Annotated in this window: 21 protein-coding genes; 4 read left to right on the forward strand and 17 right to left on the reverse strand. The window is 61.0% G+C overall.

The window, feature by feature from the left end:
- Nucleotides 1-39 precede the first annotated feature (39 nt).
- Nucleotides 40-477 carry an RDD family protein gene (locus ACX80B_RS10830; RefSeq protein WP_459295925.1) on the reverse strand — a complete coding sequence of 146 codons (438 nt, stop codon included), beginning with the start codon at nucleotides 475-477 and terminating at the stop codon, nucleotides 40-42.
- Nucleotides 478-676: 199 nt separating this feature from the next.
- Between ACX80B_RS10830 and glnA (ACX80B_RS10835) the strand changes: the two genes are divergently transcribed.
- Nucleotides 677-2101, forward strand: coding sequence for a type I glutamate--ammonia ligase (gene glnA, locus ACX80B_RS10835; RefSeq protein WP_459295927.1), 1425 nt, complete (start codon nucleotides 677-679; stop codon nucleotides 2099-2101).
- An 85-nt stretch (nucleotides 2102-2186) separates the two neighbouring features.
- On the opposite strand, the gene ACX80B_RS10840 is transcribed toward glnA (ACX80B_RS10835), so the two are convergent.
- From ACX80B_RS10840 to glnA (ACX80B_RS10850), 3 genes are read right to left on the reverse strand one after another with little or no spacing between them, the layout of a single operon-like run.
- Complete coding sequence (locus ACX80B_RS10840) at nucleotides 2187-2510, reverse strand: cupin domain-containing protein (RefSeq protein ID WP_459295929.1); 324 nt, start codon at nucleotides 2508-2510, stop codon at nucleotides 2187-2189.
- A 54-nt stretch (nucleotides 2511-2564) separates the two neighbouring features.
- Nucleotides 2565-5585: a bifunctional [glutamine synthetase] adenylyltransferase/[glutamine synthetase]-adenylyl-L-tyrosine phosphorylase gene (locus ACX80B_RS10845; RefSeq protein ID WP_459295931.1), complete on the reverse strand. Its 3021-nt coding sequence runs from the start codon at nucleotides 5583-5585 to the stop codon at nucleotides 2565-2567.
- Complete coding sequence (gene glnA / locus ACX80B_RS10850; protein ID WP_459295933.1) at nucleotides 5586-6926, reverse strand: type I glutamate--ammonia ligase; 1341 nt, start codon at nucleotides 6924-6926, stop codon at nucleotides 5586-5588.
- Between the two features lie 119 nt (nucleotides 6927-7045).
- Between glnA (ACX80B_RS10850) and panB the strand changes: the two genes are divergently transcribed.
- On the forward strand, nucleotides 7046-7897 hold the full coding sequence (panB, locus tag ACX80B_RS10855) for a 3-methyl-2-oxobutanoate hydroxymethyltransferase (protein ID WP_459295935.1): 852 nt from the start codon (nucleotides 7046-7048) through the stop codon (nucleotides 7895-7897).
- Nucleotides 7898-7961: 64 nt separating this feature from the next.
- On the opposite strand, the gene ACX80B_RS10860 is transcribed toward panB, so the two are convergent.
- The gene (locus ACX80B_RS10860; protein WP_459295937.1) at nucleotides 7962-8126 is read right to left on the reverse strand and encodes an SPOR domain-containing protein; all 165 of its coding nucleotides are present in this window, start codon (nucleotides 8124-8126) and stop codon (nucleotides 7962-7964) included.
- A 69-nt stretch (nucleotides 8127-8195) separates the two neighbouring features.
- Between ACX80B_RS10860 and map the strand changes: the two genes are divergently transcribed.
- Nucleotides 8196-9074, forward strand: coding sequence for a type I methionyl aminopeptidase (gene map / locus ACX80B_RS10865; RefSeq protein WP_459295939.1), 879 nt, complete (start codon nucleotides 8196-8198; stop codon nucleotides 9072-9074).
- Between the two features lie 73 nt (nucleotides 9075-9147).
- Nucleotides 9148-9981 carry a polyphosphate--glucose phosphotransferase gene (ppgK, locus tag ACX80B_RS10870; protein WP_459295941.1) on the forward strand — a complete coding sequence of 278 codons (834 nt, stop codon included), beginning with the start codon at nucleotides 9148-9150 and terminating at the stop codon, nucleotides 9979-9981.
- A 52-nt stretch (nucleotides 9982-10033) separates the two neighbouring features.
- Here the strand turns inward: ppgK and nrdR are convergent, their stop codons facing one another.
- The 12 genes from nrdR to ftsZ all read right to left on the reverse strand — a co-directional run bounded on the left by nrdR (nucleotide 10034) and on the right by ftsZ (nucleotide 22440).
- Nucleotides 10034-10576 (reverse strand): transcriptional regulator NrdR, encoded by a 543-nt coding sequence (nrdR, locus tag ACX80B_RS10875; protein WP_459295942.1) that lies wholly within the window; start codon nucleotides 10574-10576, stop codon nucleotides 10034-10036.
- A 113-nt stretch (nucleotides 10577-10689) separates the two neighbouring features.
- On the reverse strand, nucleotides 10690-12039 hold the full coding sequence (gene hisD, locus ACX80B_RS10880) for a histidinol dehydrogenase (protein WP_459295944.1): 1350 nt from the start codon (nucleotides 12037-12039) through the stop codon (nucleotides 10690-10692).
- Nucleotides 12040-12073: 34 nt separating this feature from the next.
- Nucleotides 12074-12628 (reverse strand): hypothetical protein, encoded by a 555-nt coding sequence (locus ACX80B_RS10885; RefSeq protein ID WP_459295946.1) that lies wholly within the window; start codon nucleotides 12626-12628, stop codon nucleotides 12074-12076.
- 3 nt (nucleotides 12629-12631) lie between these two features.
- Nucleotides 12632-16171 carry a DNA polymerase III subunit alpha gene (gene dnaE / locus ACX80B_RS10890; RefSeq protein ID WP_459295948.1) on the reverse strand — a complete coding sequence of 1180 codons (3540 nt, stop codon included), beginning with the start codon at nucleotides 16169-16171 and terminating at the stop codon, nucleotides 12632-12634.
- 94 nt (nucleotides 16172-16265) lie between these two features.
- On the reverse strand, nucleotides 16266-17192 hold the full coding sequence (locus ACX80B_RS10895) for an RluA family pseudouridine synthase (RefSeq protein ID WP_459295950.1): 927 nt from the start codon (nucleotides 17190-17192) through the stop codon (nucleotides 16266-16268).
- Complete coding sequence (gene lspA / locus ACX80B_RS10900) at nucleotides 17192-17887, reverse strand: signal peptidase II (RefSeq protein WP_459295952.1); 696 nt, start codon at nucleotides 17885-17887, stop codon at nucleotides 17192-17194. The genes ACX80B_RS10895 and lspA overlap by 1 nt, the downstream gene beginning before the upstream one ends.
- 87 nt (nucleotides 17888-17974) lie before the next feature.
- Complete coding sequence (locus tag ACX80B_RS10905; protein ID WP_459295954.1) at nucleotides 17975-18628, reverse strand: DivIVA domain-containing protein; 654 nt, start codon at nucleotides 18626-18628, stop codon at nucleotides 17975-17977.
- A 145-nt stretch (nucleotides 18629-18773) separates the two neighbouring features.
- Nucleotides 18774-19082 (reverse strand): YggT family protein, encoded by a 309-nt coding sequence (locus ACX80B_RS10910; protein WP_459295956.1) that lies wholly within the window; start codon nucleotides 19080-19082, stop codon nucleotides 18774-18776.
- A 72-nt stretch (nucleotides 19083-19154) separates the two neighbouring features.
- Nucleotides 19155-19676, reverse strand: coding sequence for a cell division protein SepF (locus ACX80B_RS10915; protein ID WP_459295958.1), 522 nt, complete (start codon nucleotides 19674-19676; stop codon nucleotides 19155-19157).
- A gap of 73 nt (nucleotides 19677-19749) precedes the next feature.
- On the reverse strand, nucleotides 19750-20523 hold the full coding sequence (locus ACX80B_RS10920; protein WP_459295960.1) for a YggS family pyridoxal phosphate-dependent enzyme: 774 nt from the start codon (nucleotides 20521-20523) through the stop codon (nucleotides 19750-19752).
- A complete protein-coding gene (locus tag ACX80B_RS10925) occupies nucleotides 20507-21244 on the reverse strand; it encodes a polyphenol oxidase family protein (RefSeq protein WP_459295961.1) in 738 nt (245 codons plus the stop codon). The genes ACX80B_RS10920 and ACX80B_RS10925 overlap by 17 nt, the downstream gene beginning before the upstream one ends.
- A gap of 17 nt (nucleotides 21245-21261) precedes the next feature.
- The gene (gene ftsZ, locus ACX80B_RS10930; RefSeq protein WP_459295963.1) at nucleotides 21262-22440 is read right to left on the reverse strand and encodes a cell division protein FtsZ; all 1179 of its coding nucleotides are present in this window, start codon (nucleotides 22438-22440) and stop codon (nucleotides 21262-21264) included.
- Nucleotides 22441-22598 lie beyond the last annotated feature (158 nt).

Consider the following 22598-nt stretch of genomic DNA (forward strand, 5'->3'; position numbering starts at 1 on the left):
AAGATGTGTCCCTCAAACTGCAGCGCCGGGAGCCCCGGTTCAGATCCGTACGAGTACGGTTCCCACACTGCGGTCGTGCAGGCCTCGCTGATCGGCGTCGAAGATGACTGCCGGAATGAGCAAGCACAGCAACACCGTGCGGATTCCCGCTGCGATCGGTCCGGCCGCGCGCCCGTCCAGACTTTGCACCTGGATTCCGACAATTCTGTGCCCAATGGAATACCCGAGGGTCCCCACCAGCAGTATCTGCTCCAGCGCGAATATAGTCAGAATCGTCCATTGATTGCCACCGAAGAACGCCGCAGCTATCAAGTAGCTCAGCGACCAGTCGATGATCAAGGCGAGCGCCCGTCGACCCATCCGGGCTATGGAGCCGGGCCCGGATTGCGGACGTCCGAGACGCTCCCCGGGCCATTTCTGTGTTTCTCCGCCGGGTGGGCCAGCCAGCCAGGAACCAAGATCGTTTCTATCAACCACACAGTAAGCCTAGGCTAAAAGGAGGTTGGTAGAGGACGTAATATGCCGGAAACAATTCCGACACCGGTTTGAAACCACCGCCGCCTAGGCTGGAGGCATCGTGCTGGTCGTCGGGGCGTATTCAAGCACGAGCTAAGCCTGGCGGGACGGTTTCCCAGCCCACCGGCCAACACCCTTTATGCTTAAGGAGCAAAATTCGATGTTCAAAGATGCGGACGAAGTCCTCAAATACATCGCCGATGAAGACGTAAAATTCGTGGATGTCCGGTTTACGGACCTTCCCGGCGTCCAGCAGCACTTCAATGTACCGGCCGCCAGCGTTGATGAGGATTTCTTCGTCCATGGCCAGCTCTTTGATGGGTCATCCATCCGGGGGTTCCAGGGAATTGCGGAGTCGGACATGCAGCTCATTCCGGATCCCACCAGCGCCTACATCGACCCGTTCCGTATCGAGAAGACTCTCGCGCTGAACTTCTCCATCGTCAATCCGCGCACCGGCGACCCGTACCATCGTGACCCGCGCGGCGTAGCTGAGCGTGCCGAAGCCTACCTGGGATCCACCGGTATCGCGGATACTGCTTTCTTCGCCTCCGAGGCAGAGTTCTACGTCTTCGATGACGCCCGCTTCCAGACGACGCCCGGCCACACCTTCTTCAAGATTGATTCCGAGGAAGCCTGGTGGAACTCAGGACGCGAGGAAGAAGGAGGCAACATGGCGAATAAGACCCCCGAGAAGGGCGGCTACTTCCCGGTCGCGCCGGTCGACCACCAAGCCGACCTGCGCGACGCCATGTGCATGGAACTTGCTGCGGCCGGTCTCGAAGTTGAACGCTCCCATCACGAGGTCGGTGCAGCCGGACAGGCCGAGATCAACTACAAGTTCACGACTCTCACCGCTGCGGCCGACGATCTGCTGAAGTTCAAGTACATCGTCAAGAACGTCGCCCATGCCTGGGGCAAAACCGTCACGTTCATGCCTAAGCCCGTTTTCGGCGATAACGGCTCGGGCATGCACTGCCACCAGTCACTGTGGAACGGCTCCGAACCGCTGTTCTACGACGAAACGGGCTATGCCGGTCTGTCCGATGTCGCCCGCTGGTACATTGGAGGCTTGCTCAAGCACGCGGACGCCGTCCTCGCTTTCACCAACCCGACGGTGAATTCATACCGCCGCCTGGTCAAGGGCTTCGAGGCTCCCGTCAATATGGTGTATTCGCAAGGCAACCGTTCGGCCGGGATCCGGATCCCCATCACCGGTTCCAATCCGAAGGCCAAACGCCTCGAATTCCGTGCCCCTGACGCATCCGGAAATCCGTACCTCGCATTTGCCGCACAGCTGATGGCCGGACTGGACGGAATCAAGAACCGGATTGAACCTGCGGACCCGATCGACAAGGACCTGTACGAACTTCCGCCCGAGGAGGCCAAGGATATTCCGAAGGCGCCTGGCACGCTGGAAGAGGCTCTCGTGGCGCTTGAAAACGACAATGAGTTCCTGCAGGCCGGAGGGGTTTTCACCCAGGACCTGATTGATACCTGGATTGCCTTCAAGCGGGAGAGCGAAATCGCTCCGCTGACCCTGCGTCCGCACCCCTACGAGTTCGAGCTCTACTACGGCGTCTAGTCGACGCAGCCAGCTTTGCCCCGGCCACTGCGGCCGGGGCAAAGCTGCTTAAGAGATCGTTAAGCGCAGGGTACGGCGGAAGTATTCAATCCCGTGCCGTCACGGCGGTGAGCAGGAACACGGAGTCCTCGTTCGCCTCCACCGAGTGGCGTTCGTGCACCAGCATGGCCAGTTCACCCTCGCTAATGGAGTTCCGTCCACTGTCGCTGACCACGGTGATGGCGCCTTCGAGTACATAAACCGAAGCCGCCACTGGAGCATTATGCTCACCAAGTTCGGCACCGGCGCGCAGGGCAATGATGGTTTGCCGCAATGGCCCATCCTGGCCAAGGAGCACGGCACTCCGTCCGTGAGTGGCTTCCCTCGCAAGTGCGAGATGTTCATCGGCGAGTTGCGCAATGTCGGTCATCGATTCTCCTGCCGGATCCGGTGCTGTGAAACTCAGCCTAGCCGGTGACGGCCGCTACTCGCGGAAAAAGTGCTTTTCAAAGATCCCGCGCGCCCGGCGGGTCAGGCGCAAGTAGTCTTCCTCAATGACGGAAGCCATACCCGCCTCGTAACCGCACCAGCGGGCTACGGCTTCCAGGTCTCGGCGGGAGGATGGCAGCAGGTCCGACGATTTGCCGCTCCAGATGACATTGGCCGAGCGGATCCGGCTGGCCAGGTGCCAGCTATCCGTCAGGATGCTGGCTTCGTCTTCGGGCACTAGCTCCTTGGCGGCCGCGACCTTGAGTGCTTCAATGGTCGACGTCGTCCGCAGGCCCTCGATGGTATGGGCGTGTTCCAGCTGCAAGAGTTGGACCAGCCATTCGACGTCGGACAATCCTCCCCGCCCAAGCTTGAGCTGACGTGCCGGATCTGCCCCGCGCGGGAGCCGTTCCGCTTCCACCCGCGCTTTGATCCGCCGGATTTCCCGCTCGTTCTGTTCGCTGAGTGTCTCTGGATACCGGATTGGATCGATCAGCGTGATGAAGTCGTGGCCAAGTTCGTCATCGCCCGCAACCGGCCGCGCCCGCAGCAGTGCCTGGGCCTCCCAGATCAGGGACCAGCGGCCGTAGTACTCCCGGTAGGAGGCCAGGGAACGGACCATCGGCCCGTTCTTGCCCTCGGGCCGAAGATTGGCATCAACTTCCAGAATCCGCTCTGCCTGGATGGGCGGCGTGCAGCGCTGCTTGAGCAACGACATAGTCTGCGACACGATTTTTTCCGCCTGCTGTTGGGCGGCCTCCTTTGCCGCACCGTCGACCGCCCGGTGCACGAACAGCACATCCGCGTCGGAGCCGTAACCGATTTCCCGTCCACCCTGGCGGCCCATTGCCACGATGAGCATCTTGGTCCGGACCTCTTCGCTCGAGTAAACGGACTCCTCTGCCACATGCAGGGCGCCCAGCATCGCTGCCCTGTCAGTGTCGGCGAGAGCCTGGCCAACCTCGTCCTGATGCAGGAGTCCCGAACTGTCGGCGATAGCGATGCGGAGAATTTCCCGTCGCCGGATCAACCGGATAAGCCGGATGGCGTTGCCGGGATCGTCGTGCCTCCGGAACTTTGCCTGCACTTCCTGCCATTGGGTGTCAAAGCTGCGCACGGCCAGTTCATGGTCGGAACCGAGCCATTTCACCGCCTCCGGAGAGACTTCCAGCAGGTCCGTGATGAAACGTGAACTTGAAAGGATGTGGCACAGACGCTCCGCTGCGGCGGCCGAGTCGCGGAGCATACCCAGATACCAGGGGCTAGTGCCAAGTGCTTCGCTGATCCGGCGGAAACCCAGCAGTCCCGCATCCGGATCCACCCCCTCGGCCAACCATCCCAGCAGAACCGGCAACAGTTGCCGCTGCAGTGCCGCACGCCGGCTGATGCCCGCCGTCAGCGATTGGATATGCCGCATGGCGCCCTTCGGGTCCTGGTATCCCAGGGCGGCCAGCCGTGCGCCGGCCGCTTCCGGCGAGAGTTTGGCGTCCTCGGCGCTGAGGTGGGCAGCGGTGGCCAGCACGGGACGATAGAAGATGCGTTCATGCAGCCGCCGCACCGCCCGTTTTGTCCGCTGCCAGTTCTCCATCAAGGAGTCGGCGCTGGGCCGGGCCGTGCTGAGTGCACCAACCATGCTGCGGGCCAGGGCACGCCGGGCAGCCTCCTGTTGCGGCATCAGGTGCGTCCGGCGCAGGTGTGCCAACTGGATCCGGTGTTCCAGGACTCTCAAATATCGATAGGCGCGGTCGAATTCACGCGCGTCGGACCGGCCGATGTAGCCAGCCTCCGACAGCGCCGCTATCGCGGACGTCGTGTCCTTGCAGCGTAGCGTTTCATCCGCCTTCGCATGCACCAGTTGCAGCAGCTGGACAGTGAATTCCACGTCGCGGAGCCCGCCGGATCCCAGCTTGATCTGCCGGCCTTCTTCATGTGCGGGGATATGTTCGGTTACCCGGCGGCGCATCGACTGTACGGATTCGACGAAGCCCTCCCGCTCGGACGAACTCCAGATCAGCGGGCTCAGTACATCCTCGTATCTGCGCCCCAGTTCTATGTCCCCTGCGATGGCGCGGGACTTCAGCAATGCCTGGAATTCCCAGCTCTTGGCCCAGCGCTGGTAATACGTCAGATGCGAGTCCAGGGTCCGGACCAGTGGCCCCTCCTTGCCTTCCGGGCGGAGCGCCACATCGACTTCCCACAGCCCGGGTTCGCTTGCCGCGGAAGAAATGGCGCGCGAAATGCCGGTGGCCAGCGAGGTTCCGATGGTGGCAGCCTTACCGTCTTCCAAGTGCTCGCTTTCAATCACATAGATGACGTCGACGTCGGAAATGTAGTTCAATTCCCCGGCGCCGCACTTGCCCATTCCGATGACCCCAAGACGCACGTCGGCGATATCCCCGGAATCGTGGTGGGCGGCCAGTTCCGCCCGCGACACCGCGAGCGCTGCGTCCAGGGCGGCAGCGGCCAGATCGGCCAATTCGCGCGCGGCCATTGGAAAGAAGTCTTCGGGTGAGGCAGAACAAACATCCCGGATGGCAAGCTCGGTCAGATGCCGCCGGTACCGTGCGCGCAGGCTCCTGTAGGCTTCCTGCCCCACCATTTTTGCTACCGGCAACGACGCCGCAGGGTCGGCCTGAACCGATTTCAGCAGCGAGGAGCGTAACACGTCCGGGGCCGTGCCGCTGGGTTCCGGGCTGACCCTGACTTCGAGCACATCCAGATTTTCGGGATGCCGGATCAGGAAATCGCCGAGAGCCTCCGAGGCCCCCAGCAGGCGGAACAGGGCCTCGCTGGCTTCAGGACCCCGATTGACCAGCTTGCCGAGATCCGGGCTCTTCTCCAACAGCCGCACCAGTGACTGCAGTGCCTGGTCCGGGTCGGCTGCCATAGCGAGACCGTCGAAAAGGCACGGCTCCTCGATACCGGACAGTTCCGGCGCCTGGAGAAAGCGAGTGCTTTTCTCCAGGTCGGCAAAACCCGCCGCGATTAACCGGCGGTTGAAGCTTTTTCCTGTCATCTACAGCACGCCAAGATTGCGCTTCAGCTCATGTGGGGTGACTTCGATCCGGTAGTCGTGCCATTCCTCGCGCTTATTCCGGAGGAAATGTTCAAACACCTGCTCGCCGAGGATTTCCGCCATCAGTTCGGAGTCTTCCAATGACCGGACGGCATCGTGCAAATTGGCAGGCAACGGGTCATGCCCCATCGCCCGGCGCTCCGCCGTCGACAGCGACCACACATCCTCTTCCACCCCGGCGGGCAGTTCATAACCTTCTTCAATTCCCTTGAGTCCTGCACCCAGCAAGACCGCGTAGGACAGGTAGGGGTTGGCTGCGGAGTCGATGCCTCTGTATTCCACCCGCGCCGATTGTCCCTTGCCTGGTTTATAGAGCGGGACCCTGACCAGGGCGGACCGGTTGTTGTGTCCCCAGGACAAATAGCTGGGCGCTTCTCCCCCGCCCCACAACCGCTTGTAGGAATTGACGAACTGGTTTGTGACCGCGGTGAATTCGGGTGCATGCCGCAACCAGCCTGCGATGAACTGACGTGCCGTCTTGGACAGCTGGAATTCGCTTCCTGCCTCGAAAAATGCGTTGGTGTCGCCTTCGAACAGCGAGAAGTGCGTGTGCATGCCGGACCCTGGATGGTGCGAGAAAGGTTTGGGCATGAACGTTGCGTAACTGTCCTGTGTAAGGGCGACCTCCTTGATAACGGTCCGGAACGTCATGATGTTATCGGCCGTCTGCAGCGCGTCGGCATAACGCAGATCAATCTCGTTCTGCCCGGGACCTGCCTCATGATGGCTGAATTCGACCGAAATTCCCACCGCTTCGAGCATGCTCACCGCCGTACGGCGGAAGTCCTGCGCCACGCCGCCGGGAACGTGGTCGAAGTAGCCGGCCTCATCGACCGGCTCCGGGACGCCGTCGGGGCCTGGCTTGGAGGACTTCAACAGGTAGAACTCGATTTCGGGGTGCGTGTAACAGGTGAATCCCATGTCGGCGGCCTTCGCCAGCGCGCGCTTGAGGACGTTCCTCGGGTCGGCCGACGAGGGCATGCCATCCGGTGTCAGGATGTCGCAGAACATCCTCGAGGTCTCATCGGTTTCACCGCGCCAGGGAAGAATCTGGAAGGTGGACGGATCCGGCTGCACCAGCATGTCGGATTCAAAGACACGGGCGAGGCCTTCGATGGAGGAACCGTCGAATCCCAGTCCTTCAGCGAAAGCTCCTTCCACTTCTGCGGGGGCAAGGGCAACGGATTTAAGCGATCCGACGACGTCGGTGAACCACAGCCGTACAAACCGGACGTCGCGCTCTTCGATAGTCCTGAGGACAAACTCCTGCTGGCGGTTCACTGCTACCTCTTTCCTCGCTATTGGACCCCTGTTTATGCTCCTGCCCACACTCTACTAAGCAATGAGGCATTTGAAGGAGGACTGTACAGTCACCGGCGTCGGTCCAGTAGGCTCGAAACATGACCTCCGCCGAAATCCCCTCCCCCTACGGCGCCTCCGGCCAGCAGTCAGTACCGGCCAAACGGATCCGCACGCATCATTTACAGCAAATCAAAGACTCGGGCGGCCGGTTCGCCATGCTGACCGCATACGAGCAATACGCAGCGCAGATCTTCGACGAGGCTGGCGTGGAGGTTCTGCTGGTGGGCGATTCCGCCGCCAATAACGTCTACGGCCATGCGACGACGCTTCCCATTACCTTGGACGAGATGATCCCGTTGTGCCGTGCGGTCTCAACCGGGGCAAAGCGGTCCTTCGTCGTCGCCGACCTCCCGTTTGGAAGCTACGAGGTTTCCCCGGCACAGGCCATCGAGTCGTCCGTACGGATGATGAAGGAAGGGCTTGTGAGCGCCGTAAAGATGGAGGGCGGAAGTTTTTACGCCGGGCATGTCCGGGCGATGGTGGCAGCGGGCATCCCAGTGATGGCTCACGTCGGTTTCACTCCACAGAGTGAGCATGCTCTTGGCGGCTACCGTATTCAAGGCAAAGGTGAAGCGGGGCAGGCCGTAATCGACGACGCCGTGGCGTTGGCCGAAGCCGGGGCGTTCTGTGTGTTGATGGAAATGGTTCCCGCTGATGTAGCGGCCGCCGTCGACCGGGCGGTTGCTGTACCCACGATCGGTATTGGGGCAGGAAATGCCACCACCGGACAGGTTCTCGTCTGGCAGGACATGATGGGATTACGGAATGGCAAGTCTCCCAGGTTCGTCAAGCAATATGCGGACCTCAGGGGCATCATGTCCGAGGCAGCATCGGCCTATGCGCAGGAGGTGCGGGACGGTACGTTCCCCGGCCCGGAACATTCCTTCTAATGGCAGGCAGCGCGGCCGGAACGGGCACCTCAGCCGGGTATAGCCCACTCCGGCATGGCGTTGCTCAGTAGTCGTCCTGGGCGTCCCAGGCCTCGTTGCGCTTCTCCACTTTTTCCAACGCGCGCTTCGCCTCAGCGCGGGTCTCATACGGACCAATGAGTTGCGTCCAGTCCGACTGTGCACCTTCTTCGACCTCGTGCGTCACGATGTTGTACCAAAAGTCAGCCATGATTCTCCTCAAATAGTTCAACGATCATCTGTCCGCCTGAACCGGGACGGGCCTTATATGATCGATGGTATGCCTCCAAATGTTTCAACCGCACCTATCGGCACACTAACCCAAGGAAAAGTCGCCCCGCTGCGCCCCGTCCCCTCGTCCATTGCCCGCCCCGAATACGTCGGCAAGCCCGCACCGGCGGAATTCACCGGGTCTGAGGTCAAGAGTGCAGAAACCATCGAGAAGATCCGCGCCGCCTCGAAGATTGCGGCCCAGGCAATTGTCGAGGTCGGCGGCCACATCGTTCCCGGTGTCACGACGGACGAACTGGACCGTGTCGGCCACGAGTTCCTCCTCGATCATCAGGCATATCCCTCCACCCTTGGGTACCGGAATTTCCCGAAATCGCTGTGCTCCTCGCTCAATGAAGTGATTTGCCATGGCATCCCGGACAGCACGGTTGTCCAGGACGGCGACATTATCAACATCGATATCACCGCGTACAAGGACGGCGTCCACGGCGACACCAACTACACCTTCCTCGCCGGCGATGTCGACGAAGAGTCGCGGCTTTTGGTGGAGCGGACCCAGGAGGCATTGAACCGCGCCATCCGTGCGGTGGCTCCCGGACGGCAGATTAACGTCATCGGCAGGACCATCGAGTCTTATGCCAAACGCTTCAATTACGGGGTTGTGCGCGACTTCACCGGCCACGGCGTCGGCGAGGCCTTTCACACCGGATTGATCATCCCGCATTATGACGCCGCTCCTTCATACGACCGGCTGATTGAACCGGGCATGACGTTTACCATTGAACCTATGCTGACGCTGGGCACTGTCGAATGGGATATGTGGGACGACGACTGGACTGTCGTTACCCGTGACCGCAAGCGCACCGCCCAGTTCGAGCACACCTTGCTGGTGACAGAATCCGGCGCTGAAATCCTGACCCTGCCCTGACCATCGCTCCTCACCGGCATTCACTTGGCCGGACGCACCCGATCACCTTCCACGCCTGACCTTCGGAGAATCCATGCCCCAAGAGAACCATGCCACCCAGCAGTCCGCAGACAAGAGCGGCACTTCCGGTGCTGAGCCGACGACGGTTATCGGCGTCGACATCGGCGGCACGGGAATCAAGGCCGGCATCGTCGATGTCGAAACCGGCGTAGTCATCGGTGACCGTTACCGTGTGAGTACGCCGAAGCCGTCGACGCCTGAGGCGGTTGCGAGGTGTGTCAAGGACATCGTTGATGAGCTGTCCACCCGGGACATGGCTCCTGCCGGCGGTTCCCCGGTCGGCGTGACGTTTCCCGCCATCATTTCGCACGGTATCGCCCGGTCGGCTGCCAACGTGGACAAGTCGTGGATTGGCACGGACGTGGATAGCTTGTTCACCGAGATCCTCGGACGGGAGGTGGAGGTGATGAACGATGCCGATGCCGCGGGTCTCGCCGAGGCACGCTGGGGTGCGGGCAAAGATGTCGACGGCGTCGTGCTGGTCATTACTCTGGGAACCGGAATCGGTTCGGCCTTCATCATGGACGGTTTGCTCGTTCCAAATGCCGAACTTGGCCACCTCGAGATTGACGGTTACGACGCCGAATCACGCGCCTCAGCATCGGCCAGGGAACGCGAAGATCTCAGCTGGAAAAAATACGGCGTCCGGCTGCAACGCTACTTCTCCCACGTGGAGTTCCTGTTCTCGCCGGAGCTTTTCATCATCGGCGGCGGAATCTCCAAACGAAGCGAAGACTTCCTGCCGCTTCTCGACCTGCGGACCAAAATCATACCGGCCAAGCTCAAGAACAATGCGGGAATCGTCGGGGCCGCGCTTCACTCCGCGGAGCGCTTTAAGCACATCTAGAATTTGGTGCCGGTGGTGGCTTCGGCTTCCCCTCCGCAGCCACCACCGGAGTTTATAGCAGCGTTCCCTGTTCCCGGGACACGTCAGGAGCAGTCTCCTGCCCGGTTGAGCGGGGTGCCGGCATTTGCGGTGCATCTGAAGCTGCCGCATCCGCCTCGTGCCGCAACAGTTGGATGGCGGCTTCGAAATCTTCGAGGGACTCGAAGGCCTGGTACACGCTGGCAAACCGGAGATAAGCGACCATATCGAGTTTTTGCAGCGGGCCGAGGATGGCGAGACCAACCTCATGCGCTTCGATTTCCGCTGCTCCGCTGGCGCGGATCGCTTCTTCCACTTCCTGCGCCAGCATTGCCAGGTCATCCTCGGTCACCGGCCTGCCTTGGCATGCCTTCCGGACCCCATTGATGACTTTCGCACGGCTGAACGGTTCTCCGACGCCGGAGCGCTTGATCACAGTCAGGCTTGTGGTTTCGATAGTCGTGAAGCGGCGTCCGCAGTCGGGACATTGACGACGGCGGCGGATTGCGGAACCGTCGTCGGCCATGCGGCTGTCCACGACGCGTGAATCAGGGTTGCGGCAGAACGGACAATACATTGTGCTCCTCGCTCCCCTGTTCCGATGCGGATTCTTGAACCATCATAGGACTACATGTAGGTGAATTACAAGAGCGTGATTACCATATCTTGTGGTTTCACCCATTTTCGGGTTCAGGAAAACCTTGCCGAAACAGCTTCCCCGTGAGCCGGCAGATCTTCGGCCTCTGCCAGGTTCTTAATGTGGTCCCTGACTTCCCCGAGGGCGCTACGGTCATAGTTGACCAACTGCACGGCACGCATAAAAGTTGTCACATTCAGTCCGGACGCAAACGAAGCCGTTCCGTTGGTGGGAAGGACGTGGTTGGAACCGGCACAATAATCTCCAAGACTGACCGGGCTGTAGTCGCCGATAAAGATGGCTCCTGCATTTCGGATCCCTTCGGCAACTTCGGAGGCATTCCGGGTGTGGATCTCCAGGTGCTCGGCGGCGTAGGCATCGCACACTGCGCTCCCCTGTGCCAGGTCGTCGACGAGGATTATGGCCGATTGCCTGCCTGTCAGCGCTTCGCGCACCCGGCCGGAATGCTTGGTCTGAAGGGTACGGGCGGCAACCTCCACTTGAACCTGTTCGGCAAGTGCCGGTGAATCTGTCACCAGCACCGATGCCGCCGCCGGGTCATGTTCTGCCTGGCTGATCAGGTCCGCAGCGATCAGTCCCGGCTTGGCATTGTCATCCGCCAGAATGGCTATTTCCGTAGCGCCGGCCTCCGCGTCGATACCGACGACCCCCTTGACCAGCCGTTTGGCCGTGGCGACAAAGACATTGCCCGGTCCAGTGACGACGTCGACAGGTTCCAAGCCGTCAGCCTTACCGGTGCCCTCCACACCATAGGCGAAGGCAGCCACAGCCTGCGCCCCTCCAATGGCGTAGACCTCCTCAATTCCCAACAGCGCCGCCGCCGCGAGAATCACTGGATGGGGTTGGCCGCCGAACTCCTTCTGCGGCGGGGATGCGAGAGCGATCGACTCCACGCCTGCAGCGATAGCAGGAACCGCGTTCATCACAACGGAAGATGGATATACTGCCAGCCCGCCTGGAACATAGAGACCGACACGGCGGACCGGTATCCATTTCTGCCGGACGGCGGCTCCCGGTCCAAAGTCCACATCGACATCGCCGGGCCGTTGTTCCTCCGCGAAGGTTTTGGCCCTGCTGATCGATTCCTCCAGGGCTGAGCGGACACCGGCGTCGAGGGATGCCAACGCTTCACTAAGCACAGCAGCGGGAACACGTGGATGAGTCTGCTCCACCCCGTCGAATTTACTGGCAAGCTCCGACAGAGCCGCGAACCCACGGGTGCGGACGTCGTCGATGATCGCGGCGACCGAAGCCGAGGCAGCTTCAAAGCCCGCTTCCGCACGCGGGACCGCCCGCTTGAGTTCCGCGTAGCTCAGCGTACTGCCACGGAAGTCGATGGTCCGCAGCAGTGAGGATTCCGGGGTTGAATCAGAAAGTGTCACCTTGCCAGTTTACGTGCCCGGCCGGATACGGGCGTCAGTACCGCAACCCTGTGCGTAACAAGCTGGTGAGCGCTATGGCAAACGTCGTTACGGCCATTGCGGCAGGCCAGATGAGGAGCACGCCATAGGACATCACCGAGAATGCCACATCTTCGGATGGTGCGGCGTCCGGTACCGGCTGCAACCAGGCGCCGATTGCTTCGCCGGTCTGCCAGGCAATTATGGAGCCAAGGATCGATCCGCCTGCTGCTGCCGCCGCCTTCCATACAGAACCAGGCGTCGATTTTTGGCGTGCAACCAACCAACCCGCGGCAACGCCTGCTACGAGCCCAATCAAGCCCAGCATCAATTCCCTCGGCAACCACGTTTGCGGTACCGAACCGTCGCCATAGAATGCGCCGCCGGGAGCGCACAGCCACCACAACAGGCCGGCGGGCAGACCCGCTGCGGCTGTCATGGCGAACCAACGCACCAATGACGCCGGAGGTGCCGTCGATAAGTCGTCAGGCATCCGGGGAGCGTAGACGTCCGGCGGGTACGCCGCCTTCCGTGCACCGCTGGGCTCACCGCGGCGGGCAGAATCTTTCATTGCTTACCCGGCATCCAGGCACGCCGGTCCGAGCAGCACCTTCAGATCCCCGAAGAGGGAGGGCGTTGGGCTGACCCGCAGGTCGACGCCGAGTCTGAGGAGTTCGACCTTTCGCGGTCCAGTCAATTTCAACTGCACCTCGGTGGTGCCAGGATGGTTCCGGAGGACGTCACCGAGTTCCGTCACAACGGTTTCAGTTGCCTTGTGGTTGATCATCGAAATCATCACCGGACCGGAATGCCCGTCACTCAGGTCGGGAACCGTCAACTCCTGCGCGTTGAGGGTGACGGCGCCGTCGTCGCGGCGCTGGAGGCGGCCACGTACGACGACGATGAGGTCCTCGGCGAGGATGGTCGAAATCGGCCCGTATACCTTGCCGAAGAACATCACTTCCATGGACCCGCCCAGGTCCTCGATCTCGGCCCGCGCGTAGGCGTTTCCGCTGTTCTTGGCGATCCTGCGCGACAGCGAGGTGATCATGCCCGCGATCGTGACCATCGCGCCGTCGGGCGGTCCCTCTTCTCCAATGATCTGGGTGATACTGGAGTCGGCGTGCTGGCTGAGTATGCTTTCCAGGCCGCTGAGCGGATGGTCGGAGACGTAGAGGCCGAGCATCTCGCGTTCAAACGACAGCAGGTCCTTCTTGTCCCACTCCGGCAGTTCCGGAACAGCGACCGCGAATCCGGCGTCGGGGTTCTCCTCACCCATCAACGAGAAGAAGTCGAATTGGTTCTCGGCTTCCTTGCGCTTGACGGCCACCACCGAGTCGACGGCTTCCTCATGGATCATCGCGAGGGCACGGCGGGGGTGGCCGAGGGAGTCGAAAGCTCCAGCCTTGACCATAGATTCAATCGTGCGCTTGTTGCATACGACGGCGGGAACCTTCTGCAGGAAGTCGTTGAAGGAGGTGAATTTACCCTTCTCGGTGCGGGCCGCCGTCATCGCGTTGACCACGTTGGTGCCCACGTTGCGCACTGCTGCCATCCCAAAGCGGATGTCCTTGCCAACAGGTGTGAAGTTGACGGCAGATTCGTTGACGTCGGGCGGCAGTACCGTGATGCCCATCCTGCGGCACTCATTCAGGTACATGGCGAGCTTGTCCTTGTCGTCACCGACGCTGGTCAGCAGGGCAGCCATGTACTCGGCCGGATAGTGGGCTTTCAGGTACGCCGTCCAGTAGGACACCAGGCCGTAGGCGGCCGAATGGGCTTTATTGAAAGCGTAATCGGAGAACGGGAGCAGAATGTCCCAGAGGGTCTTGACCGCAGCGTCCGAGTAGCCGTTGTCCTTCATGCCCTGAGCGAAGCCGACGTACTGTTTATCCAGCTCGGCTTTCTTCTTCTTGCCCATCGCCCGGCGCAGAATATCGGCTTGGCCAAGCGAGTAGCCCGCCACCTTCTGGGCGATCGCCATGACCTGCTCCTGGTAGACGATCAGGCCGTACGTTCCGCCCAGGATCTCCGCCAGTGGTACTTCGAGCTCCGCGTGGATTGGCTCGACTTTCTGCAGGCCGGTCTTGCGCAACGCGTAGTTCGTATGCGAGTTCGCGCCCATCGGTCCCGGCCGGTACAGCGCGATAACGGCGGAGATGTCTTCAAAGTTGTCCGGGCGCATCTGTTTCAGCAGCGCGCGCATCGGGCCGCCGTCGAGCTGGAAGACGCCCAAGGTGTCACCGCGGGCCAGCAGCTCATAGGACTCTTTGTCGTCGAGCCCCAGGTCCTCCAGTTCCAGGTCGAAGTCCTTGTTCAGCTTCACGTTCTCCACCGCATCGGTGATGATCGTCAAGTTCCGCAGACCCAAAAAGTCCATCTTGATCAGGCCAAGGCCTTCACAGGTCGGGTAGTCGAACTGGGTCAGGACCTGCCCGTCCTGCTCGCGGCGCATGATCGGGATGATGTCGATCAGCGGATCCGAGGACATGATCACCCCGGCCGCGTGCACGCCCCACTGGCGTTTCAGCCCCTCCAGCCCCAGCGCCGTCTCAAAGACTTTCTGCGAATCGGGGTCGGACTTGAGCAATTCGCGCATCTCGTCCGCCTCCGAATACCGGGGCGAATCGGGATTGTGCACCTCGGGCAACGTGATGCCTTTGCCCATCACGTCCGGCGGCATGGCCTTGGTCAGCCGCTCACCGGTGGAGAACGGATAGCCCATCACCCGGGAAGAGTCTTTCAGCGCCTGCTTGGCCTTAATCGTTCCGTAGGTGACGATCATGGCCACGCGCTCGTCGCCGTACTTTTCGGTGACGTACCGGATCACTTCGGAGCGGCGGCGATCGTCAAAGTCGACGTCGAAGTCGGGCATGGAGACGCGCTCGGGGTTGAGGAACCGCTCGAAGATCAGACCGTGCTTGAGCGGATCGAGGTCGGTGATGCGCATCGCGTAGGCCACCATGGAACCGGCGCCGGAACCGCGGCCCGGACCGACCCGGATACCGTTGTTCTTCGCCCAGTTGATGAAGTCGGCGACCACCAGGAAGTAACCCGGGAAGCCCATCTGCGAGATGACGCCGACCTCGAATTCGGCCTGCTTGCGGACATCGTCAGGAATGCCGGCTGGATACCGGTAGTGCAGTCCCTTTTCGACTTCCTTCACGAACCAGGACTGCTCGTTTTCGCCCTCGGGAACCGGGAAGCGGGGCATGTAGCTGGCACTGGTGTCGAATTCCACCTCACAGCGCTCGGCGATCAGCAGGGTGTTGTCGCACGCTTCGGGGTGGTCACGGAAGATGGAACGCATCTCGGCGGGCGACTTGAGGTAGAACTCGTCGACGTCGAATTTAAACCGTTTGGGATCCGCCATGGTCGCACCCGATTGAACGCACAGCAGTGCCGCGTGCGCCTTTGCATCCTCGGCATTGGTGTAGTGCAGGTCGTTGGTGGCGACCAGCGGGAGCCCGAGGTCCTTGGCCAACTTCAGCAGGTCCTGTGAGATGTTGCGCTCGATGTCCAGACCGTGGTCCATCAACTCGCAGTAGTAGTTTTCCGCTCCAAAGATGTCACGCATCTCAGCGGCGGCCGCGACGGCTTCCTTGTATTGTCCCAAACGCAGCCGGGTCTGCACCTCGCCGGACGGGCACCCAGTGGTGGCAATGAGCCCCTTGCCGTACGTGTTGAGCAATTCCCGGTCCATACGGGGCTTATATAGAAAGCCTTCCAGCGACGCCAGCGAAGACATCCGGAAAAGGTTATGCATGCCCTCCGTACTTGAGGCCAGCAGTGTCATGTGCGTGTAAGCGCCCGCACCGGAGACGTCACCCCGGCCGCCATTACCCCATTGGACACGGGTTCGGTCCTGCCGCGCGGTTCCGGGAGTGACATACGCTTCGACGCCGATAATTGGCTTGATACCGGCGGACTTCGCCTTGGACCAGAAATCGAAGGCGCCGAAAACGAATCCATGGTCGGTGGTGGCGAGTGAGTTCATGCCCAGCGCTTCGGTCTGCTCAAACAGATCGGTTAAGCGGGCGGCACCGTCCAACATGGAGTACTCGGTGTGATTGTGCAGGTGTACGAATGAATCTTTTGTCTTAGTAGGTGCCACGTCAACAGTCTAGATGGGACAACAGGCCGGGTTCGACAGGCGTCGCCGGAGAAGGAAGGATTGCTCCAGTCCGCCGGGCTCGGAGACTGGAATGTCAGCGGGTGGTTTCGAGCAGAGCCTGCAATGCATACTGCAGATCCTGAGGATAATCGCTGACATACTCCACGCGGTCGCCGGTGCCCGGCTGGCTGAAGGCAAGCGAGCGGGCGTGCAGCCATTGCCTTGTCAGGCCGAGGGTGGCCGCCAATCGTGGGTCGGCTCCGTATGTGAGGTCCCCAGCGCAGGGGTGCTTCAGCGCAGAGAAATGCACCCTGATCTGATGCGTCCTGCCGGTTTCCAGGTGAACCTCAACGAGCGATGCCCTGCCAAAGGCTTCAATAACCTCATAGTGGGTGATTGACGGACGGCCGTCTTCGATGACGGCAAAGCGCCAATCGTGCCCCGGATGACGGCCGATCGGTGCGTCGATGGTGCCGGAGAGCGGGTCCGGGAGTCCCTGGACGAGAGCGTGATAGACCTTCTCGACCGTGCGTTCTTTGAAAGCACGCTTGAGGTTTGTGTATCCCGATTCCGTTTTGGCAACCACCATCACACCCGAGGTGCCGACATCGAGCCGGTGCACTATGCCCGCCCGTTCCCTGGATCCCGACGTCGAAATCCTGAAACCGGCGGCGGCAAGCCCGCCCACAACTGTAGGCCCAACCCACCCCGGAGACGGATGGGCCGCAACACCCACCGGCTTATCGATGACGACGTAGTCTTCCTCGTCGGCCAGGATCGCCATGTCATCGATAGGTTGCGCGACCACCTCCAAGGGGTCCCGGCGTTCCGGAATCTGGATTTCCAACCAGCTGCCCGCCTCGAGCCGGTCGGATTTTCCCAGGACCGAACCGTTGGCGGAGACGTGCCCCTCGCTGCACATCGCGGCAGCAGCGGACCGGGAGACGCCCAGCAGGCTTGCTATGCCGGCGTCTGCACGTTGCCCGGCGTTCTCCTCGGAAACCTGGATGGAGTGACGCATTATCTTCCTCCGTGGTTTCCTTGGCTGCCCTTGTCCTGGCCACCGTCTGGATGCCCGCGGGTTGAGCGCTTCCCGCCGCGGCGGCTGTCATTGTCTTCCTCCGTCACGGGCTGTCCATCAAGACCGATTCCCTTAAAAGTCAGGATGCAGATCAAAATGACGGCTCCGACGACGGCCGAGTCGGCGATGTTGAAAATAGCGAAGTTCGGAAAGGCAATAAAGTCGACGACGTGTCCCATTCCGAAAGACGGTTCACGGAACAACCGGTCGGTCAGATTGCCCAACGCTCCGGCAGCCAGGAGCCCGAAGGCGATGGACCACCAAAAGGATCCGAGACGCCGGCTGAGCCAAAAGACGATCAGTGGCACGGCCGCTTGGATGATGGTGAAAATCCAGGTCACATCCTCTCCGATCGAGAATGCGGCGCCGGAGTTGCGGATGAAATGCCAGCTGAGGACCGGCGGGAGGACCTCTGTTATCTCCCCTTCCGTCATCGTTGCCACGACCCACAGCTTGGTGACTTGATCGAATGCGTAGGCGAAAAGTCCGGCCGCGGCCATTATCAGCAGGCAAGTGCTCCTCTTCCGCCTGCGGCCGACGTCGCCGGATGTACCGGTGTTGACATCGGCTGCGGAACCCGCAACGGGGTTCTTGCCGCCGGCGGCCTCCGGCGTGCCAGGGGAATTATCTGTCATGGCGCTTTCGTGATGCTTAAGAACAATGGCCGGCTTCTGAGTAGGACTCAGTCGCCGGCCATTGCACTTGATGAGAAAATTCGAAAATTACACTTCGGATTTATCGGTGGAGTCTGCAGAGGCGACGGAACCGCGGGCGTCAAGGTCGCGCAGCTGTCCTTCGATGTAGGCCTTCAGACGTGAGCGGTAGTCACGCTCAAAGCCACGCAGTTGCTCAACCTTGCGCTCCAGTACCGAACGCTGCTGTTCAAGTTCGCCGAGAGTCTTGCGGCTCTTCTCCTGAGCGTCGTTGACCAACCCGTGGGCTTCGACCTGCGCCTCGGCAATGATCTTGTCGCGCTGTTCGACACCGGCATTGACATATTCGTCGTGCAGCCGCTGAGCCATGGCCAGAACTCCGGCCGCGGATTCGGAAGTGGGCTGCTGCTGGGCAGGAGCGGCCGGCTCGGCCTTCGCCGGTGCCTCTTCGACCGCGGGCTCGGGTTCCTTGACCTGTTCCGTTTCCTTCTTTTCCGCAGGCGCTGCCTCGGCGGCAGGGACGGGCGCGGCCACAGCCTGGGTCTTCGGGCTCGCATCAGCATCCGCAAGCTTCTTGCGCAGCTCGTCGTTCTCCTGGTTCAGACGGCGCAGCTCGACGACGATTTCATCAAGGAAATCGTCGACCTCGTCCTGGTCATAGCCCTCACGGAATTTGGTGGGCTGGAACCGCTTATTGACAACATCTTCTGGCGTTAGCGCCATCTGGTCACCTCATACTGGTTATATCTGCAACGACCTGCCGCGGCCGTCGTCGCTTACGGTACCGATCTTTTATCAAACTTAGTTCACTCTATATGTGAATCAGAGTATATCTTTTAGATTACGAAGACTAACCTCCATGAAGTTCCTAAAGTGCCCCGGCAGCGGCCGACGCCGATGCCGAGACGATCGACATGGCAATGTAGGTGGCCAGCACCAGAACCAGGAACGCGAGGTCCAGCGAGATATTTCCCAGACGGAGCGGGGGCATGACCCGGCGCAATTTCCGTAGCGGAGGATCTGTTACCGAATAAACGCCGGACGCCAGAACAAGTGCCAGCCCCTTTGGCTTCCAGTCACGGGCAAAGACCTGCACCCAGTCGAAAATCAATCGAATCAGCAGGGCGAGGAGAAACAACAGCAGGACCACGTACAGCAGCGACAAAACAATACTCACGCGTCAGCCACATTCCTTACAGACACCAGATAACAGGACGTACCCCATAGTAACGGCACAGACGGGAGGTCCCTAGTTTTGATTGAAGAAGCTGGCCTGGTTGTCGCTGACGCTCTTGTCATCGCCAAGGACTTCGACATTTGAGGGTGAGAGAAGGAACACCTTATTGGTGACGCGCTCAATGCTTCCATGCAGTCCGAAAACCAGTCCTGCAGAGAAGTCAACCAGTCGCTTGGCGTCCGCTTCACCCATGTCCGTGACGTTCATGATCACCGGGACGCCATCGCGGAAACTTTCACCGATCAGCTTGGCGTCGTTATAGGAGCGGGGATGGATGGTGGTGATTTGCCGCAACCCGTAGGTCTCTTCCTTTGATGAGGGTGCACGCTTAATGGGGGTCACCGGAGCACGGTATTCATCCTCTGCCACCCGGTTTGATTCCACGGCAGATGACTCCGTGCGGTGCTCGTCGCGATCATAGTCCACTGAATAGTCCTCATTCTTGTGTCCCGAGTGATGTTGCTCAGGCTCGTAGTGCTCGTCACCATCGGCGAGCCCAAGATAGATCATTGTCTTGCGCAATGCACCAGCCATGGTTAGCTCCTATCGTGCCAAATTAAAGCGCTGATTTGTCAATGGCGCCCAGTTGTGTGCCCTAGCTGGAACGCTACCGTAAACCGGGGCGCGGACCGAGGACATTGGAACCGACACGCAGGTGTGTCGCCCCGTGTTTTATGGCTTGTTCGAGGTCCCCGCTCATGCCTGCCGAAACAGCACCGGCATGCGGGTATTCACGTCTCAGTTGCTGCGAAATATCCGCCAGCCTGCCGAAGGCGGCATCGGGGTCGCTGCCCAGCGGCGCAACGGCCATCACGCCGGCCAGGTCAAGGTATTCGGCATTCTCGATTTTGTTTGCCAGCGCCAGCACGTCCGCCGGAGCCGCCCCGCCGCGCTCCGCGCTCTGTTCCGCTGAAACGTCCTGGTCAGTGGCGCCGCCGGTCTCATCCAGATTGACCTGGATGAAGCACTTCAGATTCTCCCTCGGCCCCGAGCCTGCGTCCTGCCGCGACTGTTGTTCCGTTGCCATGGCTTTGTTGAGTGCTTTAATCACCGAAGACCGGTCGATGGAATGAACTGCGTAGGCATACCGGACGACCGATTTTGCCTTCTTGCTTTGCAACTGCCCGATGAAATGCCAGCGCAACTCTGCACACTCAGGATCCGCTGCCGCCTCTGCCGCTTTAGCGGACGCTTCCTGGTCACGGTTCTCCCCCACGTCTTTGACCCCGAGGGTCGCCAGGACTGCAACGTCCGATGCAGGAAAGAATTTCGTGACAACGATTAATGCCGGATCTGTTTCACGGCCGGCCTCCGATACCGCGCTGGCAATCCGCTGCCTTACCGACTGAAGGCCGCCCGCCAATTCATCCTGTCTGCTCACGCCACACCAATCCTGCGAATCGTCCCGTCCGATGATCGCGCCGGTACGAAAACAGCCGGCCTTCCTCCATGGTGCACCCATCGATCTGTTCGACGACGACGTCGAGGCCAGCCAACTGGCTGCTCACACCCCCGCGCAAGTCAAGTCCGGCTGTTCCCTGTCTGGTCGTCGTCCTGGTTCCGGGGACCTGGGCCGCTACGGAATCGGCCATCTCTTCAGGGACTTCATAACATTGTCCGCAAATGGCAGGTCCAATCCAGGCTTTGAGTTCACCGGTGGCGGTGCACCGCAGTTCGCGGACCGCCGCGGGAACGACGCCGTCGTAAAGTCCCTGGCGGCCGGCATGGACCACGGCGGTTCCTGTCACCATCCCGCTCTCTGCATTGAAGCCGGCAAGCACCACCGGAACACAATCCGCCACCATCACTGCCATTGGATGAAGTCCGCCAGGAGACACCATAGCGTCGGCGCCGGGTTGGGCGCCGCCGTCGTTGGGCGGTCCAGCAGGGACAAGCTGATCCGCCCATACGACATGCGCCGAATGCACCTGATTCATAAACAGCAGCGATTCCGGTGGTTTGTCCATTGCGGCTGCCAGACGTGAGCGGCGCTGCCGGACTCCAGGGGCGTCATCGCCGACGTGCAGGGCAAGATTTCCCGCCCCGGCGTCGGTGAACGCCACCCATAGCCCGTCAGCGACCTGCCGGCGCCACCAGAACACTGCCTCAGTCCGCCGTATTACTTCAGGAAGTCCGGCACATCCAGATCGTCGTGACGGACGCGGCCGTTGCCCTCGGGCTCGACGACGGCGGGGAGGTCGACATCAAACCCTGCGTCGGCCGGAAGCTGACTGCCTTGGCCCTGCTGGTAGTTGCTGGACCACGCGCCGGCTCCGACGGTTGCGGGCATCGGTGCCGCCTCGGGCCTCTGCTGCTCTTCCTGGGCAGGAACGGCTGGCGCGGATGTTGTATCCACGTTGTCGAATCCGGCCGCGATGACGGTTACCCGTGCTTCGTCGCCCAGCGCATCGTCGATGACCGCACCGAAGATGATGTTTGCCTCCGGGTGTGCGACTTCCTGGACCAGCCTGGCCGCCTCATTGATCTCAAAGAGACCGAGGTCGGACCCGCCCTGGATGGACAGCAGCACGCCGTGTGCACCGTCGATGGAAGCCTCCAGCAGCGGCGAAGCGATGGCAAGTTCCGCTGCCTTGACCGCCCGGTCGTCGCCACGGGCCGAGCCGATACCCATCAGCGCCGAGCCTGCACCCTGCATGACGGACTTCACGTCGGCGAAGTCAAGGTTGATCAACCCCGGCGTCGTGATCAGGTCGGTAATGCCCTGCACACCGGAAAGCAGCACCTGGTCCGCAGAGCGGAAGGCGTCCAGCATCGAGACGTTACGATCACTGATGGACAGAAGCCTGTCATTGGGAATGACGATCAAGGTATCAACCTCGTCGCGCAGCGAGTCAATGCCGGATTCCGCCTGATTGGAACGGCGGCGCCCTTCAAAGGTGAAGGGACGGGTCACGACACCGATGGTCAGCGCACCCAGGGAGCGGGCGATACGCGCGACAACTGGCGCACCTCCCGTACCGGTTCCACCACCCTCACCTGCGGTGACGAACACCATATCCGCCCCTCGGAGCACTTCTTCGATTTCATCCTGATGGTCTTCGGCGGCCTTGCGGCCCACTTCTGGATCGGCGCCGGCGCCCAGCCCGCGGGTAAGCTCACGCCCGACGTCGAGTTTGACGTCTGCGTCGCTCATCAGCAGAGCCTGCGCATCGGTGTTGATGGCAATGAACTCCACGCCACGGAGTCCAACCTCGATCATTCGGTTGACGGCGTTCACTCCACCGCCGCCGATGCCGACGACCTTTATGACGGCCAAGTAATTCTGCGGTGCTGCCACGTCCTGTGTCCCTTGTTCGAATCTCTGCACTGACTGATCTTGCTGGAGCCGGTCGCGTTCAGCGGCCTAAAGCTTGTTTTCTTAACCCTAACCCTCTACTTGAGGGTTATAGTTATGTCAAGTAACTCCTTAACCGAGACGCTATGGGTCATCGGATG

The organism is Arthrobacter monumenti (assembly GCF_054511255.1).

Coding starts and splice junctions, on each gene's coding strand:
- ACX80B_RS10915 (WP_459295958.1), bottom strand. CDS start 19,676: ATGGCTGGTGCATTGCGCAAGACAATGATCTATCTTGGGCTCGCCGAT.
- ppgK (WP_459295941.1), top strand. CDS start 9,148: ATGCCCCAAGAGAACCATGCCACCCAGCAGTCCGCAGACAAGAGCGGC.
- ACX80B_RS10905 (WP_459295954.1), bottom strand. CDS start 18,628: ATGGCGCTAACGCCAGAAGATGTTGTCAATAAGCGGTTCCAGCCCACC.
- map (WP_459295939.1), top strand. CDS start 8,196: ATGCCTCCAAATGTTTCAACCGCACCTATCGGCACACTAACCCAAGGA.
- ACX80B_RS10885 (WP_459295946.1), bottom strand. CDS start 12,628: ATGAAAGATTCTGCCCGCCGCGGTGAGCCCAGCGGTGCACGGAAGGCG.
- ACX80B_RS10895 (WP_459295950.1), bottom strand. CDS start 17,192: ATGCGTCACTCCATCCAGGTTTCCGAGGAGAACGCCGGGCAACGTGCA.
- ACX80B_RS10840 (WP_459295929.1), bottom strand. CDS start 2,510: ATGACCGACATTGCGCAACTCGCCGATGAACATCTCGCACTTGCGAGG.
- panB (WP_459295935.1), top strand. CDS start 7,046: ATGACCTCCGCCGAAATCCCCTCCCCCTACGGCGCCTCCGGCCAGCAG.
- ACX80B_RS10845 (WP_459295931.1), bottom strand. CDS start 5,585: ATGACAGGAAAAAGCTTCAACCGCCGGTTAATCGCGGCGGGTTTTGCC.
- nrdR (WP_459295942.1), bottom strand. CDS start 10,576: ATGTATTGTCCGTTCTGCCGCAACCCTGATTCACGCGTCGTGGACAGC.
- lspA (WP_459295952.1), bottom strand. CDS start 17,887: ATGACAGATAATTCCCCTGGCACGCCGGAGGCCGCCGGCGGCAAGAAC.
- ACX80B_RS10860 (WP_459295937.1), bottom strand. CDS start 8,126: ATGGCTGACTTTTGGTACAACATCGTGACGCACGAGGTCGAAGAAGGT.
- glnA (WP_459295927.1), top strand. CDS start 677: ATGTTCAAAGATGCGGACGAAGTCCTCAAATACATCGCCGATGAAGAC.